We start from the raw sequence: 17,994 nt of genomic DNA, 5'->3' as shown, positions 1-17,994 counted from the left end.
CTTGATTAAAACATAGAGGCTTGAATTTCGATCTTTTTCTCGACCTCGTCCGAATCAACCAAACCTTGCGCGATCAATTGCTTCGCATTTTGCTCCATGGTTTGCATGCCATGTGCGGCACCCGTTTGAATGATCGAGTACATCTGCGCGACTTTGTCTTCACGGATCAAGTTTCTAATTGCAGGTGTCGCCATCATTATTTCATGACAAGCCACACGACCACCACCAACACGTTTTAACAGCTTTTGAGCAATCACCGAGCGTAGTGATTCAGATAACATTGAACGAACCATATCTTTGTCGCTACCTGGGAAAACGTCGATAATACGGTCGATAGTTTTTGCCGCAGAGCTTGTATGCAAAGTACCAAAAACTAAGTGACCCGTTTCAGCTGCGGTTAACGCTAAGCTGATCGTCTCTTGGTCACGAAGTTCACCAACAAGAATCACGTCCGGATCCTCACGTAATGCACTGCGCAACGCCGCTTTAAAGCTGTGAGTATCACGATGAACCTCACGCTGGTTTACTAGGCATTTATTATTGGTGTGAACGAATTCAATTGGATCTTCAATCGTCAAAATGTGTTTGTTGTGATTGCGGTTTACGTAATCCACCATCGCCGCCAAAGTTGTCGATTTACCAGAACCTGTAGGGCCAGTGACAAGCACTAAACCTTTCTCGTAGTTCGCAATCTTTTCAAAGATTTCTGGCGCACCAAGCTGATCTAAAGTCGGGATCTCTACAGGGATAGTTCGAAAGACAGCAGCACACCCACGAGCTTGATTAAAAGCATTAACACGGAAGCGACCAACATTGGGTAATTCAAAAGAGAAGTCGACTTCCAATTTTTCCTCAAACTCACCGCGTTGTGAATCGTCCATGATCTCAAAAACTAAACGATGTACATCAGCATGACTCAAAGCTGGTATTCCAAGCTTCCTTACTTCACCATCTATACGTACCATTGGAGATACACCCGCAGAAAGATGTAGATCTGACGCGTTATGCTTTACACTAAAATCTAGTAACTCAGTGATATCCATTTATTTTCCCTTAAGTAAAGTCAGCTATGAGTAGTATTCAACAAAATATCGAACAAATCACCTCACAGATTCGTAGTGCTGAGAAAAAGTGCGGACGAGATCCAGACTCCGTGCAACTTTTAGCCGTCAGCAAAACTAAACCTATTGATGCGATTCTAGAAGCCGCACTCGGAGGCCAAGTTGCCTTTGGTGAAAACTATGTTCAAGAAGGTGTTGATAAAGTAAAACACTTTTCAGAACATCATTCTAATCTAAATTTGGAGTGGCATTTTATTGGTCCAATTCAATCCAATAAAACCCGTCCAATCGCTGAAAGCTTCCAATGGGTTCATTCTGTCGACCGCGATAAAATCGCACAAAGGCTCAATGATCAGCGACCAAGCGAGCTTCCACCTCTGCAAGTTCTCATCCAAGTAAATACCAGCGGTGAAAATTCCAAATCAGGAACGTCAGAAGAAACAGTTTTTGCACTCGCAGAGTTGATTTCGTCGCTCCCTAACCTCACTTTAAGAGGATTGATGTCAATTCCTGCAAACGTCTCTGACTATCAATCACAGCTTAATGCATTTTCTCAATTGGCAAAGCTTCAACAAAAGCTAGTCGCTAAGTATGCAGACATTGATACCCTTTCGATGGGTATGAGTGGTGATATGGATGCAGCAGTTGAGGCTGGTAGCACAATGGTTCGTATTGGAACGGCTATTTTCGGTGCTCGTGATTACGCGAAATAGCACAGCAAGTAACAAGAAATAGCTACAGCAAGCAACAACAAGTAGCAACGAAAAATACAGTATTGATACCGCTTCGCTTTAACCGCGCAGCGACACGCTCAGGATTTTATATATGGAACATAAGAACATCGCCTTTATTGGGGCAGGAAACATGGTTCGCTCAATTGTAGCGGGCTTAGTAGCAAGTGGTTATCCAGCGCAAAAGATTACGGCAACAGCGCCTTCAGAAACCAGAAGGCTGCCGTTAGAGCAAGAATACGGCATCAATACTACCAGCGATAATATTGCCGCAGCTGAGCAAGCAGACGTTGTTGTATTATCAGTGAAGCCACAAATGATGGCTAATGTATGTAACCCCTTACAAAGCATCGACTTTAGCAACAAACTGGTTATCTCAATTGCTGCGGGTATTAATGCGAATCGACTCAATGAGATGTTAAACTGCCAACTGAACCTTGTTCGTGTGATGCCAAACACGCCATCACTGCTTGGTAAAGGGATGAGCGGTCTTTATGCCGACTCAGCGGTCAGCCAAGATGATAAAGACTTCGCTTCTCAGCTGATGCAAGCTGTAGGTGAAGTCAGCTGGGTTGAGCAAGAGTCTGGTATCAACAACATCATTGCGGCAGCGGGGAGTGCTCCAGCTTACTTCTTCCTGTTTATGGAAGCGATGCAAGCTGAGGCAATCAACCAAGGCTTCGACCAAGAAACCGCTCGTAAATTAGTGCAGCAGTCTGCATTAGGCGCGGCAGAGATGGTGGTAGCGAATCCAAATACTGAATTATCTACTCTGCGTGAACAAGTGACTTCAAAAGGCGGAACAACCGCAGAAGCGTTGCGCACGTTCAATGAACATCAACTATCAGACATCGTAGCCAAAGCCATGCAAGCGGCAGTCGCTCGAGCTGAAGAGATGGAAAAACTGTTTTAATACTCGTTACAGTACAAAAGCATTATGTCGTTCGGGTTATACCTAAGCGGCAAGTAAATCCGAAAAAGGAAACAATATGAATTCGATGAGCTTTCTGATCTCGACCGTTTTTGATCTTTACATCATGGTTGTGATCTTGCGTATCTGGCTACAAGCATCACGTGCAGATTTCTACAACCCGTTCTCACAATTTATCGTAAAAGCGACACAACCGGTTGTAGCCCCACTACGCCGAGTGATTCCATCAATCGGCAGCCTTGACCTTGCGACTGTTGTTTTCGCTTATGTGCTGTGTGTACTTAAGTTCGTCGCTCTAAACTTGATTATCTCTGGCGGTGCGGCTGTATTTGATATCAGCTTCCTGATCTTTGGCGCCCTTTCTCTGCTCAAAGCGGCGGGAGGTTTAATTTTCTGGGTTCTACTAATCCGTGCAATCCTGAGCTGGGTTAGCCAAGGCCGAAGCCCAATCGAGTACGTGTTCCATCAACTGACTGAACCAATGTTAATGCCTATTCGCCGTATCCTTCCTGACATGGGTGGTTTCGATCTAAGCGTACTGGTTTTGTTTATTGTACTGCAGTTTGCAAACTTCCTAATGGGCGACATGATCGGCCCTATTTGGTATCAGCTATAATTCAAGTACGAACATCAGGTACTTTGACGATGCCAAAAGCCGTTTGGGCCGAGGAGGACGATATTCTTCTTAGGCTTTATATCCAACCCAAAGCAAGCCGCGATAAAATCGTTGGCCTGCACGGCGAAGAACTAAAAATTGCCATTACCGCACCACCGGTTGATGGCAAAGCCAATGCCCACTTAGCGAAATACCTTGCGAAACAGTTTAAGGTCGCTAAAGGGCAAATTAAGATAGAAAAGGGAGAGCTCGGTCGGCATAAGCAAGTTCGAATATGCTCGCCAAGCCAAGTCCCAACTGAAGTCAAAGCCATCCTATGATGGCTTTTTGCTATTTATTGGAGTCACTCTATGCGTCTATGGATTACAGCACTACTCACCGCTCTTGTTGCCCTACCAAGCTCAGCAGGACAATTTAAAAACATTAAGGATGTCGAGGTTCACTACTCGGCTTTTAACTCGACATTTCTAACAGCTCAAGTCGCTAAGCAATATAAGCTTAAGCGAAATGGCTACTCAGCGATTCTGAACATCAGCGTTTTAGACAAAGCTTCCCTTGGCAAGCCAGCAACAACGGCTAAAATCACGGGAACAGCGAAGAACCTTGTAGGCAACACTCGCACGCTTAACTTCCGCGAAATAAAGGAAGGTGATGCGATTTATTACCTAGCTGAGTTCCCTGTAACACACGAAGAAAACATCACTTTTAATATCGATGTTAACGCAGGTTTGAAAGGCACTGGCCCACTGCGATTCACACAAAAATTCTATATAGAAGAGTAGCTTCAACCACCACTTTTCTGTTCACTAACTTATTAGAGCCACATCCCCATGAGTAAGATTGTTTTAGCCACAGGCAACCAAGGTAAAGTTCGCGAGATGGCAGATATTCTGTCTGAGTTTGGTTTTGACGTTGTCGCGCAAAGTGAGTTTAACGTTTCAGAAGTCGCTGAAACGGGAACAACTTTCATTGAAAATGCCATCATCAAAGCTCGCCACGCTGCGAAAGAGACGGGGCTACCAGCCATTGCTGACGATTCTGGCTTAGAAGTTGATTACCTTAATGGTGCACCCGGTATCTACTCAGCGCGTTACTCAGGTGAAGGGGCGACTGATAAGCAAAACATCGAAAAGCTTTTAGATGCTATGCAAGGTGTCGACGTTGAAAAACGTACCGCTCGTTTCCACTGTGTGTTGGTTCTAATACGTCACGAAAACGATCCAACACCATTGGTGTGTCACGGTAAATGGGAAGGTCGTATTCTGACTGAAGAACACGGTGAGAATGGCTTTGGCTACGATCCTGTATTCTTTGTGCCAGAAGATAACTGCGCCTCAGCAGAGCTTGAATCGTCGCGTAAAAAGCAACTATCACACCGTGGTAAAGCCCTCGCGTCATTATTTAAGACTCTCAAAGAGCAAGCTCTGTAATGCACAATACAGCGCTAATTCCACCCGCACTTAGCCTTTATGTCCACATCCCATGGTGTGTACAAAAGTGTCCGTATTGTGATTTTAACTCTCACGCTCTCAAAGCCGAGATCCCAGAAAAAGAGTACATCGATGCACTGCTTGAGGATCTCGATACTGACATTGAAAAATATCAGCTCGATGGTATGCCTCGTCCGCTACATTCGATCTTTATTGGTGGCGGAACCCCAAGCCTGTTTTCTCCTGAAGGAATTGGCCGATTGCTACAAGGCATTGAACAGCGTATCCCGTTCAAACCTGAAATAGAAATCACCATGGAAGCCAACCCGGGAACTATCGAAGCTGAGCGTTTTGCTGGTTACCAAAAGGCAGGGGTGAGTCGAATCTCGGTAGGCGTACAAAGTTTTGAGCAAGAGAAACTGGAAAGGCTTGGGCGTATTCATGGTCAAGATGAAGCGGTCAACGCAGCTTACTTAGCGCATAAGATTGGATTAAATAGCTTCAACCTAGATCTAATGCACGGCTTACCGGATCAAAGCATTGATCAGGCCTTGGCTGATCTAGACAAAGCGATCGAGCTCGACCCTCCACATTTGTCTTGGTATCAGCTAACAATAGAACCTAACACCATGTTCTATTACAAAACGCCCAAACTGCCTGACGATGATGACCTTTGGGATATCTTCGACTTGGGTCATAAGAAGCTCGCAGACGCAGGGTATGTGCAGTACGAAATTTCAGGCTACAGCAAGCCGGGATATCAGTGTCAGCATAATCTCAACTACTGGCGCTTTGGTGACTACCTAGGTATTGGCTGTGGCTCTCATGGCAAGCTAAGCTTTGCAGATGGACGTATTGTTCGAACCACTAAGGTTAAACACCCTAGAGGCTACCTAGCAGCGTATCAGAATTTAGTGAAGCCCTATCTGTCAGATGAACTTGAAGTCACTAATGAAGACCGCCCTTTTGAATTTTTCATGAATCGCTTCAGGCTAATGGAAGCGTGTCCAAAGCAAGACTTCATTGATACGACGGGGCTAGACTTTGACTCGATCCAGCCAACAATAGAGTGGGCAAAAGATCTCGGTTACTTGAGCGAAACCGACACTCATTGGCAGATTACCGAAAAAGGAAAGCTGTTCCTAAATGATTTGCTGGAAGCCTTTATGGCTGAAGAAGACGAATAGTTCGAGATTCGAGATTCGAGATTCGAGATTCGAGATTCGAGATTCGAGAAGTATTGCGTAAGGGTTGGCTTAAGGGTCAACCCTTTTCTAATTTGAGCGCCGACAAATAATAGATTCCCGATTACGCTCCTTCGTCGCTATCGGGAATGACGGGTATCAAGCAAGTCTTATCCCGCAAAAGTTAGAGGTCAGTACGTCGAAAGTTACAAACACACCGTCATCCTCAAGAACGAGGGCGAATGAGTTGGGGATCTCTTGTAAATGTAGAACCCCAGCTTAAAAGCGCTTTTAGAAAATAGAACGACCAATTCGCTCAGAAAGCAGCTCTAGCGCCTTAGTGCCCGCTAACGAGTTGCCCGAAGGATCCAGCTCTGGAGACCACACTGCAATCGTCATTTCGCCAGGAACGATGGCAATAATACCGCCACCGACACCCGACTTGCCCGGCATACCAACGCGGTAAGCAAACTCACCTGCCCCATCGTACAAACCACATGTTGCAAGCAAAGCATTCAACTGCTTGGTTTGCACAGGTGTGATGATCTCTTTCTTGGTCTGAACCGACACACCTTTGTTCGCCAAATAGCTAAAGGTTTTCGCCAAGTCCACACATGTCATTTTAAGTGCACAAGCATGAAAGTAATTGTTGAGTACGGGGATAACATCGTTCTCAAAATTACCAAATGAACGCATCAAGTACGCGATAGCCGCATTACGATCGCTGTGCATCATCTCAGAAGCCGCTACTATCTTGTCATACACAATATGAGTGTCACCCGATAACTGGCGCACAAACTCTAATAAGCGATGTCTCGGTGCTGACAGGCGGCTTTGTAATAGATCCGCTACGACAATAGCACCTGCATTGATAAACGGGTTACGAGGAATACCATGCTCCATTTCAAGCTGAATCATCGAGTTAAAAGCTTGACCTGAAGGTTCCTTGCCTACGCGCTGCCAAATTTCGTCTGGCTTATAAAGCACCATAGCTAAGGTCAAACTCAGTGCTTTCGATATTGATTGCACGGAGAAAGCTTCGTTGGCATCACCCGCTTGAATGACTTCACCTTCATTAGTGTATACCGCAATCGCCAGTTTCTGGTTCGATACGCGAGCCAATGCAGGAATATAGTCAGCGACCTTTCCCTGACCAATTAAGGGACGAACTTCGTCTAAAATCTCGGCTAAAATAGCTTGAGTTGGTTTCATGTGAGCTTACTTCTTATTGTTATTTTTGTAGGGGTATAACATTCAATTTTGTCCTTAAACTTCTAATTTGATAAAAGCCTAAGGACAAAAAAGCCAACACTACAATAATGTTGGCTTTTATCAATCCCACAAAATGTAAGGTTAAGATCTTAATCCGATCTCACCTTCATTTTTTGTTCAGAATTACTTGGTACGCTTGTACTTGATATCCCAAACACCATGACCTAAACGGTGGCCCCGAGCTTCAAATTTCGTTAGCGGGCGCTCATCCGGACGGGGGATGTAATCACCATCTTCAGCAATATTCTCGAATCCTGGAGCTACGTTCATCACTTCAATCATATGTTCTGCGTAGTTTTCCCAGTCTGTTGCCATGTGGAAAATACCGGTATCAAGTTGCAGCTTACCGCGAACCATCTCTGCAAACTCTGCCTTAACGATACGACGTTTATGGTGACGAGCTTTGTGCCATGGGTCAGGGAAGAACAGTTGCAGCGTATGCAGGCTGCTATCTGGAATCATGTGCTCAAATACTTCGACTGCATCGTGACACATTACGCGTAGATTCGTCACACCCGCATCGCGAGCTGTACCCAAACATGCACCAACACCTGGGCTATGAACTTCAATACCTAAGAAGTTTTTCTCAGGCGCATTCTTTGCCATTTCAACCAGTGATGCACCCATACCGAAGCCAATTTCTAGTACAACAGGGTTATCGTTGCCAAATACTTCTTTCCAGTTAAGAAGCTCTGGGTTGTAGTCGATACCCATTGTTGGCCAACATTCGTTCATCGCGTTCTCTTGGCCTTTTGTTAAGCGGCCTTCACGGCGAACAAAACTACGGATCTTACGAACCAGTTTGCCGTCTTCAGTATATTCGTTAGTGGTCACTTCACTCATTGATTTTTGCCTGCACATTGATTAATCAAAGCGGGGATTATCCAAAGAATTGCCTCCGGTGCAAGTCTTTCCGTGGATAAATTCCCACACAATTTGTCTGTTTTACATCCAACCGTAAGTGTGGTGCAATTTCACTCCTAATAATAGCAAAGCATAGAGCATGTCGTGACTCCTTTCGCAACCGCCATATTAAAGTGGTATGACGCCTACGGGCGTAAAGAATTACCTTGGCAACAAAACAAAACCGCCTACACCGTTTGGCTATCTGAAATTATGCTTCAACAGACTCAGGTTGCTACGGTCATCCCATACTACCAGCGCTTCTTAGAACGTTTTCCAACGGTGATTGACCTAGCGAATGCCGAACAAGATGAAGTACTCCACTTATGGACGGGGCTTGGTTATTACGCACGAGCTCGCAACCTTCACAAAGCAGCCAAGATCGTTGCCGAGCAGTATGGTGGAGAGTTTCCGCTATCGATTGAAGAGATGAACGCGCTACCAGGTATTGGGCGCTCTACGGCAGCAGCAGTACTGTCATCCGTTCACAAGCTTCCTCATGCGATTCTTGATGGTAACGTTAAGCGTACACTGGCGAGAAGCTTTGCCGTTGAAGGTTGGCCTGGGCAAAAGAAAGTTGAAAACCAGCTTTGGGAACACGCTGAGGCAAACACGCCCAACCAAGATGTCGATAAATACAATCAAGCAATGATGGACATGGGGGCAATGGTTTGTACTCGTAGCAAGCCAAAATGTACCTTATGCCCGATTGAAAGCATGTGTGAAGCTAAGAAGCTCGATAGACAGCTCGAATTCCCGGGCAAAAAGCCTAAGAAAGAAAAGCCAGTAAAAGAAACATGGTTTGTGATTCTGTATCACGACAACCAAGTGTGGCTCGAACAGCGCCCTCAATCTGGTATCTGGGGAGGACTATTCTGTTTCCCTCAAAATGAAAATGCAGAGGTCGAACACCAACTAGATCTTCGTTCGATCAAAGACAATGAAACCGATTCAATCAAGACAATGATCGCGTTTAGGCACACTTTCAGCCACTACCACTTAGATATCACGCCAGTATTAGTAAAATTAGATAAACAACCAGATTTGATAATGGAAGGGACTAAAGGTCTCTGGTATAACTTATCAAAACCGGAAGAAATTGGCCTAGCCGCTCCTGTAAAGCAGCTTATTGAGAGCCTACCCTTTGAACTAAACGACGACGTTTGAATAAGCGAACGCGATAAGAGGAACCACTATGAGCCGCACTGTATTTTGTGCTCGCCTTCAAAAAGATGCTGAAGGCCTAGATTTTCAACTTTACCCAGGTGACTTAGGTAAGCGTATCTTTGACAACGTCTCTAAAGAAGCTTGGGGACAATGGCAGAGCAAGCAAACTATGCTCATCAATGAAAAGAAGCTAAACATGATGGACCCAGAACACCGTAAACTTCTTGAAACTGAGATGGTTAACTTCCTTTTCGAAGGTAAAGATGTCGTTATTGATGGCTATACTCCACCAAGCGAATAAGACATTTATTTAAGCAATTTTTAATGACATCATAGTTCACGCTACGGTGTCATTTTTGTTTGAGGAACTATGAAAAAGCTAAGTTACTTCCTAATAACCTTGTTATTAACAGGGTGCAGTCGTGAATTTGTCGAAAGCATTTATGATGTTAATTATGAACCGACCAACCGATTCGTAAGTAATTTGGCGGAGCTACCCGGTCAATTTGAAAAAGATACGGGCGCATTAGACTCTTTAATCAATAGCTTTTCAGGCAATATCCAAAAGCGCTGGGGAAGCAGTGAAGTAAAAATAGCGGGTAAGAGTAACTATGTGAAATACATAGATAATTACTTGAGTCGTTCAGAGGTGAATTTTAGCGAAGGCCTCATAACGGTAGAAACTGTTTCCTCCACAGATCCTAAAAAACACCTAAAAAACGCAATAATGACAACGCTTTTAACGCCAGATGATCCAGCGCATGTCGACCTGTTTTCTTCCAAAAGCATCAAGTTAGAAGGTCAACCTTTTCTCTACAATCAAGTTGTAGACCAAGAAAAAAAACCAATCCAATGGACATGGCGCGCGAATAAGTTTGCCGATTATCTGATCGCTAATAACCTAAAAACCAAAGAAATCGACTTTAAAAAAGCTTACTACGTTGAAATTCCTATGGTGGCCGACCACGCCAGTAAACGTAGTTATAAGTATGCTGATATAGTGCAACGAGCATCTCAGCGTTATGACATTCCTGAAGACTTGATTTACGCGATCATCAAAACAGAAAGCAGTTTTAACCCATACGCTGTGAGCTGGGCTAATGCCTATGGACTTATGCAGGTTGTCCCAAAAACCGCAGGTCGAGATGTCTTTAAGCTTGTCAAAAAGAAACCTGGAGAACCAAGTCCTGAGTATTTATTCAATCCAGAAAACAACATAGATGCTGGCACTGCGTACTTTTACATCCTTAAAAATCGTTATTTGAAGGACGTGCAACACCCGACAACTCTCGAATACAGCATGATCTCAGCATACAACGGTGGTACTGGTGGCGTACTCAATACCTTCAGTAAGGACAGAAAGCGGGCAATGCGTGACTTAAACTCATTGCAACCTAGTCAAGCTTACTGGGCACTTACAAAGAAACACCCAAACAAAGAGTCGCGTCGATACTTAGAAAAAGTAACAAAATTCAAGAAAGATTTTAACCAAGGTAAAACGTAAGCCTCACTTTTGAATAAAAAAACAACTAACGAACGTTTTTTTTGATTATTTTCAAAAAAGGTGTTGACGGTTATGCAGAAAATCCGTTTAATAGCGCTCCGTTGCCCGGATAGCTCAGTCGGTAGAGCAGAGGATTGAAAATCCTCGTGTCGGTGGTTCGATTCCGCCTCCGGGCACCACAATTTGATTTGTTGGTGTCATTACTCTTTAACAGGGAGTAGCAACACGAACAAAAGCATAAAGAATTTAGTGTGCCGACTTAGCTCAGTAGGTAGAGCAACTGACTTGTAATCAGTAGGTCACCAGTTCGACTCCGGTAGTCGGCACCATTCTTTTGCCTCGATAGCTCAGTCGGTAGAGCAGCGGATTGAAAATCCGCGTGTCGGTGGTTCGATTCCGCCTCGAGGCACCATTATTTGGTACTTAACAAATAATGGTCTTTATAGACCTGATGTTGAGACAAGTAATTCCCCTTTAGTTCAGTTGGTAGAACGGCGGACTGTTAATCCGTATGTCGCAAGTTCAAGTCTTGCAAGGGGAGCCATTTTAAAGAACTTCATTTTATATGAGGTTTTAATTAGAGAGTTTACTCTCTAAAGCAAAGAATTTAGTGTGCCGACTTAGCTCAGTAGGTAGAGCAACTGACTTGTAATCAGTAGGTCACCAGTTCGACTCCGGTAGTCGGCACCATTCTTTTGCCTCGATAGCTCAGTCGGTAGAGCAGCGGATTGAAAATCCGCGTGTCGGTGGTTCGATTCCGCCTCGAGGCACCATTATTTGGTACTTAACAAATAGTGGTCTTTAATAGACCAGATGTTGAGACAAGTAATTCCCCTTTAGTTCAGTTGGTAGAACGGCGGACTGTTAATCCGTATGTCGCAAGTTCAAGTCTTGCAAGGGGAGCCACATCCGAGAAAGCCAAGTCGAAAGACTTGGCTTTTTTTCGTTTGAACAAAGGTTAACTAGACCCAGTCTTCGTATTCGATCAACACGAAATATTGATGAACCAATCAAGAGAGCCACTCTCCTTCTACTTTAAGTACAACATTTATTTCATTTCTAACGAAGTCTTCCCTACCCAAACTAAGTCGAGTGGTTTGATATTATACATTCTGCAACACGCCCATAATCACACTCGAGTAAACAATACATAGATCTGTTACTTTTTTTTCTTCGAAAATTTAATGTTCATCATGTTTTGATACCTTTCTAATATCAGACCTACACCGCTTAGATTAAGATTCGATACGTTATACCTAATCTTATTATTACATCGCTGCGCGGGGAAATATGAAACTTAAAACGCAAGCTTACTTATTATCGGGCATAATATTGATTGCCCTGCTAGCCCTGACTGCTACTGGTTTATGGACATTGAGAGTCGCTAGCAACATGGACAACAAAGCTCGCGTGACAGAGCTATTTAAGAGTGCATATAGCATTCTTACTGAAGTCGAGAAAATGGCGATTGATGGCACACTAGAAGAAAAGCAAGCTAAGCAACTTGCCACTCGTCTATTACGAAACAACATTTATAAAGACAACGAATATGTCTACGTTGCTGATGAAAACATGACGTTTGTCGCGACACCACTAGATCCTCAACTACACGGAACCAGCTTTAATGACTTTAAAGATGGCGACGGCAATAGTGTTGGCCAACTCATTCAACGAGTACTTGGCAATCGTACTGGCCAGATCATTGAGTACACCTGGACACAAAAGCTTCCAGACGGAACGATTGAAGACAAACTGTCTATTGCAGAGAAGACTCCGCATTGGGGTTGGGTTGTCGGTACAGGTATCGGCTTCAATGAAGTCAATGCACGTTTCTGGTCAACGGCTCAATGGCAATTGTTTCTATGTGTCGTGATTGCTGGCCTTATTTTATCAAGCCTAATCGTATCTATTAAGCGAATGCTAGCGCTTCTTGGCGGCGAGCCTAAAGATGTAAGAGAAGCGGTACAAGCCGTCGCAGAAGGCCGCATTCAAACCTCTTTTGAAACTCAGGCAATAAACGGCAGTATTTATCACGCCGTACAACAAATGAGTAAGTCGTTAGCCGAGCTAGTCTCAAACCTTGATGCTTCAATGCTGGCACTGAGAGCCGAATTGCAACGCGTAGAAGACCGTGCAGGGTCAATTGCTCAACTAACAGAGACCCAGCAGCAATCAACAGAGATGATCGCAACAGCAATGACCGAGATGGCTTCTTCAGCAAACAACGTTGCTGATTCAGCTAGCGATACCGCGCGCAACACCGATGAGGCCGATAAACAGAGCCAACATACCCAACAACTCATTCACAACACTGTAGACAACATTCAAGGCCTGGCAGGGCAACTAAACACAGCAAGCGAAGCTGTCGCTAACCTAGATAGCGATGTAAACAACATTGTGAAAGTATTGGATGTGATTGGTGATATAGCGGAGCAAACTAACCTGTTGGCACTGAACGCAGCCATTGAAGCAGCTAGAGCTGGCGAACAAGGTCGTGGATTTGCAGTTGTGGCAGATGAAGTTCGTAACCTTGCAGGCCGAACGCAATCAAGCACTAAAGAAATCCAGTTAATGATCAATAACCTTCAAGAAGGCTCTCGTAATGCGATTCAAACGATGGAAGTATGTGCGACTACCAGTGAGAGTACAGTCACAGAGTCTCAGAGTGCCTCTGAAGCACTACAACAGATTGTTATTGCTCTAGAGTCCATCTCATCAATGAGTCATCAAATCGCGACAGCAGCGGCTGAGCAGACTCAGGTGAGCGATGATATCTCAAAGCGTATCAACATGATCGAAGAGAGCGGCAACCAACTAAGTAATGTAGTAACTGAAAGTCATAATAGCACCCAAACACTCGCTTCCCTTTCTAACGAATTAGAAGCTTGGATTAATAGGTTTGAAGTAAAACACTAAACTCACAGGAAAATCTCCAACCATAGAAGCACGTTTTCACACGTGCTTTTTTTATTTCGGCACCCATTCAGTGTAGTTAAAAGAAGTTTTACGATCTTTTAGAGCATGCTAGACCTGGGTTTTTTGAACCAAATGAACAAAAACAACCCACTAAGTATAGAAAAACATCAAACGATACTTTTTTTGCAATTTAATGTTGACCCAGAACGCGAAAACACGTTTAATACACCTCGTCGCCCGGATAGCTCAGTCGGTAGAGCAGAGGATTGAAAATCCTCGTGTCGGTGGTTCGATTCCGCCTCCGGGCACCACAATTTATTTGTTGGTGTCCTAGACAACAACAGTAAAGCACAAAGAAATATTTATGTGCCGACTTAGCTCAGTAGGTAGAGCAACTGACTTGTAATCAGTAGGTCACCAGTTCGACTCCGGTAGTCGGCACCATTTCTTTAAAGCTTTAAGAATAATTCCCCTTTAGTTCAGTTGGTAGAACGGCGGACTGTTAATCCGTATGTCGCAAGTTCAAGTCTTGCAAGGGGAGCCAAGTTAATCATCAAGCATAAGCTTTTTGATTCATGATGCCGACTTAGCTCAGTAGGTAGAGCAACTGACTTGTAATCAGTAGGTCACCAGTTCGATTCCGGTAGTCGGCACCATTCTCTTGATTAGAGACTAAACAATCAATTCCCCTTTAGTTCAGTTGGTAGAACGGCGGACTGTTAATCCGTATGTCGCAAGTTCAAGTCTTGCAAGGGGAGCCAATTAGAAAAGGCCGCATCATTGATGCGGCCTTTTTGCATTTATAGATCCTAACTTATCAATACAACTACCCTCACCTTTCAAATACCATATTCAATTCAGAAACCAACCGTTTTCATATCCTTTCAAAGCTACAAATCTTCGCTACTTAACTCTCTTCAATATTTCCCAACAACAAACGACACATTCACGTAAGAGTTATTCAGAGTAACGTTACTAATCATTTTATTAATGAGGAGAACCGCTGGACAAATCAATACTAAGCCTGGAAATGAGAAAGCTAAGTAACGAATCAAATAAGCGCTAGAAAAGCTCTGAAAAGCGCTTCAATCCAAATGATACACAAGTCACTCTTTATCAAAACTATCCACTACAATAGCGCCCATAGAGGCTGGCATTGAAATAACAATAACTCTTTTGAACGATACAACTGGATCACTCAATAGAGGTAATTTGTCCAGGCAAGTCAGTACCAAAGCAACGACCAATGCCGTCATAACATAAGCAATCACTATTCTGAAAATAAACACTGGCAACCGAGCAACAACGTCTTTTTGAAAGACACTCTCATACGTATAGAAGCCCAGGAACACCGCAGACAGCAAAAACAACAGCAATAGATTTGCGGTAGGTAAGGTCTCCCCTAACTTCCAGGCCTCTTCAGAAAAAGAAATCGGCACGGCCAAAGCAAAAGATCCCACAAAGATCTGGCTCGCATCTTCAAAGTTAAAGCTCAATTTCATAGTTCTACCCATTAGGTTTATTTAAGGCTTTATCTATTTATTAAAATAATAACAAACTATCCGCGATGATTTGGGGAATTTTCTATTCTTACCAAGCAATAAGCCATAACACTTCTTAGTTTTATATTAGTCGAAATATAACCAAAACATAGCTTGAACTAACCAGCAAGAAATTAATATGTTGAGAGCAAAGTGGTCAAAACGACTAATTCATATCGAGTCAACAAACACCTCAGAATAGAAGAGATACTGGTCACCCTAAAATACCAATGCCTAGAACCAGAGAATATAGCAATCAGCTGGGTGATAAACAGCACTACATGTATAGACACGGGTGTGAAGGATGCTCTATTTCTTAGCTTATCATCCCTCCGACATTACTTTAGTAGGCCCGCAATCTAGCGACTTTCACCTTCAAAGTGTCAGCGCCGATGTAAAAATGACCCACTAACGCCGATTTAAAATTGACCCACTTGAGGCAAACTATCCGTTCGTAAATGGACAAAGCGGCGGATTATGATCAATCAGGAGCAACTAGTGGAAATACATGTTTTACATCAGCAAGGGTGCAGCATCCGCCGTATCGCCAAGGATTTGGGTATCTCAAGGAATACCGTTCGTAACTATCTCCGTGATAGAAGCAAAGCCCTCGTGTACCCCGAGCGTCAATCGCGACCAACTAAACTTCAGCCATACCATGACTACTTGCGTACTCGCATTGACGCAGCAAAACCGTATTGGATACCAGCAACAGTCCTACTTCGTGAATTAAAAGCGCTTGGCTATGAGGGCGGTATAACGATGCTCAAGGAGCACATCAAGCAATACAAACCTAGCACGCCAGTCGACCCCGTGGTTCGATTCGAGACAAAGCCTGGTGAGCAGATGCAGGTCGACTTCACTACCATCACGCATTACGGCGTACGTGTTAAAGCCTTCGTTGCAACGCTTGGTTATAGCAGAGCGACCTTCGTTCGCTTTTGCGAGCGAGAGCGACAAGAAGACTGGGTTGAAGGTCTTGAAGAAGCGTTTGAATACTTCGGTGGCGTACCCAAAGAAGTTCTCTTCGATAATGCAAAAGCCATCATGATAGAACGAGATGCTTACGGTGAAGGTGAACACCGATGGAATCCTATGTTGCTCACTGCCGCTAAGAAGTACAACTTCAAACCAAGAGCTTGCCGCCCTTATCGCGCAAAGACCAAAGGGAAAGTGGAGCGATTTAACTCTTACTTGAAAAGTAGCTTCGTTACTCCGCTTGCAGCGACACTCAAACAACACGGACTTAAAGTCACCGTCGATGTTCTTAATGGGCATATCGGCGCGTGGTTAGAAACCGTCGCTCACCAACGGATCCACGGTACGACGGGTACAAAGCCTCAAGTTCTCTTAGATGAAGAGCGCTTTACACTTCAACCCCTCACGTCACCGACACGCCTAATGGTACCGCTAACAATGGGTGATAATGTAATGCCAGTTGAGAGCTTCCAACACCCACTCTCAACCTATGACGCGCTGTTGGAGGTACGAGTATGAACCTTCAAATGAATCGCATCGAAGCGGCCTGTGCAGCGCTGAAGTTACAAGCTATAGGTCAGGACTGGCCAAGACTGGCAGAAGTCGCTAATAGTCGTGAGTTCAGCCTAGCCGATTACTTAGAGTCACTTCTCAACGCAGAGCTTGATGCGAGAGCTGAACGCACAAGAGCCACGCTGACCAAATTCGCCAGCTTCCCTATGGAGAAAACATTCGATGACTATGACTTCAAGTTCGCAACAGGCGCTCCAAGAAAACAGCTTAAGGAGCTAACAGGGTTAGCCTTTATTGAGCGAAAGGAAAACGTGATATTACTTGGCCCAAGTGGCGTTGGTAAAAGCCACCTTGCTGTGAGCCTTGGTCAAATAGCGGTTCAAAAGGGTCTAAAGACACGCTTCATCACAGCAGCAGACTTAATGCTTCAACTGTCTACAGCAAAAACTCAAGGCAAGCTTGAAAGCTACCTGAGACGAAGCGTGCTCGCTCCAAAGCTTCTTATCGTCGATGAAATCGGATATCTACCGTTCGGCAGAGAAGAGGCGAACTTGTTCTTCAACGTCATCGCTAAAAGATACGAGCAAGGCAGCATTATCGTGACCAGTAACTTGCCGTTCTCTCAATGGTCAAATGCGTTCGCCGACGATACGACACTGACGGCGGCGTTACTGGATAGACTTCTTCATCACTCGCACATCGTACAAATCAGTGGAGAAAGCTATCGATTACGAGGAAAGAAGGCGGCTGGAACCATACCAACGGTTCTAGAGAATCTATCTGAAAGTAGAAGTTAATTACGTGGGTGGGTCAGTTTTACTTCGGCGATAACGTCGATAAGTGGGTCAATTTTAAACTGGCGTTGACAAAAGTGAATCTAGTCCATTTTCACCCTTTGAAATACGTCGAAAAAGGCACTCAATACCATCGAGAAAGGTTTAAGCATAGAGCATTAAGTCGACTCATTTAGGGCTATAGCGTTCTTAGCAGAACTATCCTACAGATTCACAGGTAGGGTAGAAGCAAGGTTTCATAGAGGAAAAGCTGTAAACCGAGTACCTGAAAGGACACTTGCTAAATAAAGAAGCGACATACAAGTACAGAGCAGAAAGATGGGTTGTAGGGCTTATATAGCTTCAGGTTTTGAGAAGATAATATGTTGAGTCAGTTCAATCTCATAAAGCTAACTTACAACGTCATATAGCTCGAGGTATTTGATCACTCAGCTTAAAGCTATAATGTTTAAA

At 44.1% G+C, this 17,994-nt stretch carries 17 protein-coding genes and 12 tRNA genes; 25 read left to right on the top strand and 4 right to left on the bottom strand.

The genetic code is table 11. The annotated features are described in order from the left end of the window. Positions 1 to 5: 5 nt before the first annotated feature. Entirely contained in the window at positions 6 to 1,043 is a 1,038-nt protein-coding gene (locus tag OCW38_RS02260; RefSeq protein WP_010435660.1) for a type IV pilus twitching motility protein PilT, read from the bottom strand. Positions 1,044 to 1,069: 26 nt separating this feature from the next. On the opposite strand from OCW38_RS02260, the gene OCW38_RS02255 reads away from it, so the two are divergent. The 7 genes from OCW38_RS02255 (at position 1,070) to hemW (ending at position 5,956) form a co-directional block, all read left to right on the top strand. Next, a complete protein-coding gene (locus tag OCW38_RS02255; protein WP_010435657.1) occupies positions 1,070 to 1,774 on the top strand; it encodes a YggS family pyridoxal phosphate-dependent enzyme in 705 nt (234 codons plus the stop codon). Positions 1,775 to 1,886: 112 nt separating this feature from the next. After that, the gene (gene proC / locus OCW38_RS02250) at positions 1,887 to 2,705 is read left to right on the top strand and encodes a pyrroline-5-carboxylate reductase (protein WP_010435654.1); all 819 of its coding nucleotides are present in this window, start codon (positions 1,887 to 1,889) and stop codon (positions 2,703 to 2,705) included. 76 nt (positions 2,706 to 2,781) lie between these two features. Continuing rightward, positions 2,782 to 3,339, top strand: a complete 558-nt coding sequence (locus OCW38_RS02245) for a YggT family protein (protein ID WP_010435653.1) — start codon at positions 2,782 to 2,784, stop codon at positions 3,337 to 3,339. A gap of 29 nt (positions 3,340 to 3,368) precedes the next feature. Continuing rightward, positions 3,369 to 3,659 (top strand): DUF167 family protein YggU, encoded by a 291-nt coding sequence (gene yggU, locus OCW38_RS02240; RefSeq protein WP_010435651.1) that lies wholly within the window; start codon positions 3,369 to 3,371, stop codon positions 3,657 to 3,659. 30 nt (positions 3,660 to 3,689) lie between these two features. Further along, positions 3,690 to 4,121 carry a DUF4426 domain-containing protein gene (locus tag OCW38_RS02235; protein ID WP_016768173.1) on the top strand — a complete coding sequence of 144 codons (432 nt, stop codon included), beginning with the start codon at positions 3,690 to 3,692 and terminating at the stop codon, positions 4,119 to 4,121. Between the two features lie 48 nt (positions 4,122 to 4,169). Continuing rightward, positions 4,170 to 4,769, top strand: coding sequence for an XTP/dITP diphosphatase (locus OCW38_RS02230; protein ID WP_010435646.1), 600 nt, complete (start codon positions 4,170 to 4,172; stop codon positions 4,767 to 4,769). Next, positions 4,769 to 5,956, top strand: coding sequence for a radical SAM family heme chaperone HemW (gene hemW / locus OCW38_RS02225; protein WP_010435644.1), 1,188 nt, complete (start codon positions 4,769 to 4,771; stop codon positions 5,954 to 5,956). The genes OCW38_RS02230 and hemW overlap by 1 nt, the downstream gene beginning before the upstream one ends. Before the next feature lie 288 nt (positions 5,957 to 6,244). Here hemW and glsB read toward each other — a convergent pair whose 3' ends face one another. Together glsB and trmB are read right to left on the bottom strand one after the other, a co-directional pair. Continuing rightward, positions 6,245 to 7,165, bottom strand: a complete 921-nt coding sequence (gene glsB, locus OCW38_RS02220) for a glutaminase B (RefSeq protein ID WP_010435642.1) — start codon at positions 7,163 to 7,165, stop codon at positions 6,245 to 6,247. Between the two features lie 183 nt (positions 7,166 to 7,348). Beyond that, positions 7,349 to 8,068, bottom strand: a complete 720-nt coding sequence (trmB, locus tag OCW38_RS02215; protein WP_010435641.1) for a tRNA (guanosine(46)-N7)-methyltransferase TrmB — start codon at positions 8,066 to 8,068, stop codon at positions 7,349 to 7,351. 165 nt (positions 8,069 to 8,233) lie between these two features. Between trmB and mutY the strand changes: the two genes are divergently transcribed. From mutY to OCW38_RS02135, 16 genes are all read left to right on the top strand, one after another. Continuing rightward, on the top strand, positions 8,234 to 9,295 hold the full coding sequence (gene mutY / locus OCW38_RS02210; protein ID WP_010435640.1) for an A/G-specific adenine glycosylase: 1,062 nt from the start codon (positions 8,234 to 8,236) through the stop codon (positions 9,293 to 9,295). 28 nt (positions 9,296 to 9,323) lie between these two features. Continuing rightward, a complete protein-coding gene (locus OCW38_RS02205; protein ID WP_010435637.1) occupies positions 9,324 to 9,596 on the top strand; it encodes an oxidative damage protection protein in 273 nt (90 codons plus the stop codon). 69 nt (positions 9,597 to 9,665) lie between these two features. Continuing rightward, positions 9,666 to 10,799, top strand: coding sequence for a membrane-bound lytic murein transglycosylase MltC (mltC, locus tag OCW38_RS02200; RefSeq protein ID WP_010435635.1), 1,134 nt, complete (start codon positions 9,666 to 9,668; stop codon positions 10,797 to 10,799). Positions 10,800 to 10,902: 103 nt separating this feature from the next. Next, positions 10,903 to 10,978, top strand: a tRNA-Phe gene (locus OCW38_RS02195). Positions 10,979 to 11,052: 74 nt separating this feature from the next. Further along, positions 11,053 to 11,128, top strand: a tRNA-Thr gene (locus tag OCW38_RS02190). A 7-nt stretch (positions 11,129 to 11,135) separates the two neighbouring features. Continuing rightward, positions 11,136 to 11,211 (top strand) — tRNA-Phe (locus OCW38_RS02185). Positions 11,212 to 11,267: 56 nt separating this feature from the next. Further along, positions 11,268 to 11,343 (top strand) — tRNA-Asn (locus OCW38_RS02180). 70 nt (positions 11,344 to 11,413) lie between these two features. Then, positions 11,414 to 11,489 (top strand) — tRNA-Thr (locus OCW38_RS02175). 7 nt (positions 11,490 to 11,496) lie between these two features. Beyond that, positions 11,497 to 11,572: transfer RNA gene (locus tag OCW38_RS02170), tRNA-Phe, on the top strand. Between the two features lie 57 nt (positions 11,573 to 11,629). Continuing rightward, positions 11,630 to 11,705 (top strand) — tRNA-Asn (locus OCW38_RS02165). A 384-nt stretch (positions 11,706 to 12,089) separates the two neighbouring features. Continuing rightward, on the top strand, positions 12,090 to 13,715 hold the full coding sequence (locus tag OCW38_RS02160) for a methyl-accepting chemotaxis protein (protein WP_010435620.1): 1,626 nt from the start codon (positions 12,090 to 12,092) through the stop codon (positions 13,713 to 13,715). Positions 13,716 to 13,950: 235 nt separating this feature from the next. After that, positions 13,951 to 14,026: transfer RNA gene (locus OCW38_RS02155), tRNA-Phe, on the top strand. A gap of 57 nt (positions 14,027 to 14,083) precedes the next feature. Continuing rightward, positions 14,084 to 14,159: transfer RNA gene (locus OCW38_RS02150), tRNA-Thr, on the top strand. 24 nt (positions 14,160 to 14,183) lie between these two features. Next, positions 14,184 to 14,259: transfer RNA gene (locus tag OCW38_RS02145), tRNA-Asn, on the top strand. 36 nt (positions 14,260 to 14,295) lie between these two features. Next, positions 14,296 to 14,371 (top strand) — tRNA-Thr (locus tag OCW38_RS02140). Between the two features lie 29 nt (positions 14,372 to 14,400). Continuing rightward, positions 14,401 to 14,476, top strand: a tRNA-Asn gene (locus OCW38_RS02135). A 345-nt stretch (positions 14,477 to 14,821) separates the two neighbouring features. Here the strand turns inward: OCW38_RS02135 and OCW38_RS02130 are convergent. Beyond that, the gene (locus tag OCW38_RS02130) at positions 14,822 to 15,217 is read right to left on the bottom strand and encodes a DUF2391 family protein (RefSeq protein WP_016767963.1); all 396 of its coding nucleotides are present in this window, start codon (positions 15,215 to 15,217) and stop codon (positions 14,822 to 14,824) included. A gap of 516 nt (positions 15,218 to 15,733) precedes the next feature. Between OCW38_RS02130 and istA the strand changes: the two genes are divergently transcribed. Then, positions 15,734 to 16,753 carry an IS21 family transposase gene (gene istA / locus OCW38_RS02125; protein WP_046209543.1) on the top strand — a complete coding sequence of 340 codons (1,020 nt, stop codon included), beginning with the start codon at positions 15,734 to 15,736 and terminating at the stop codon, positions 16,751 to 16,753. Beyond that, positions 16,750 to 17,544 carry an IS21-like element helper ATPase IstB gene (istB, locus tag OCW38_RS02120; RefSeq protein ID WP_046209544.1) on the top strand — a complete coding sequence of 265 codons (795 nt, stop codon included), beginning with the start codon at positions 16,750 to 16,752 and terminating at the stop codon, positions 17,542 to 17,544. Before istA ends, istB begins: the two co-directional genes overlap by 4 nt. The last annotated feature ends 450 nt before the right edge of the window (positions 17,545 to 17,994 follow it).

The organism is Vibrio cyclitrophicus (genome assembly GCF_024347435.1).
Classification (GTDB): domain Bacteria; phylum Pseudomonadota; class Gammaproteobacteria; order Enterobacterales; family Vibrionaceae; genus Vibrio; species Vibrio cyclitrophicus.
The sequence above is the reverse complement of the archived record's forward strand: the minus strand, read 5'-3'. Positions and strand labels throughout refer to the sequence as shown.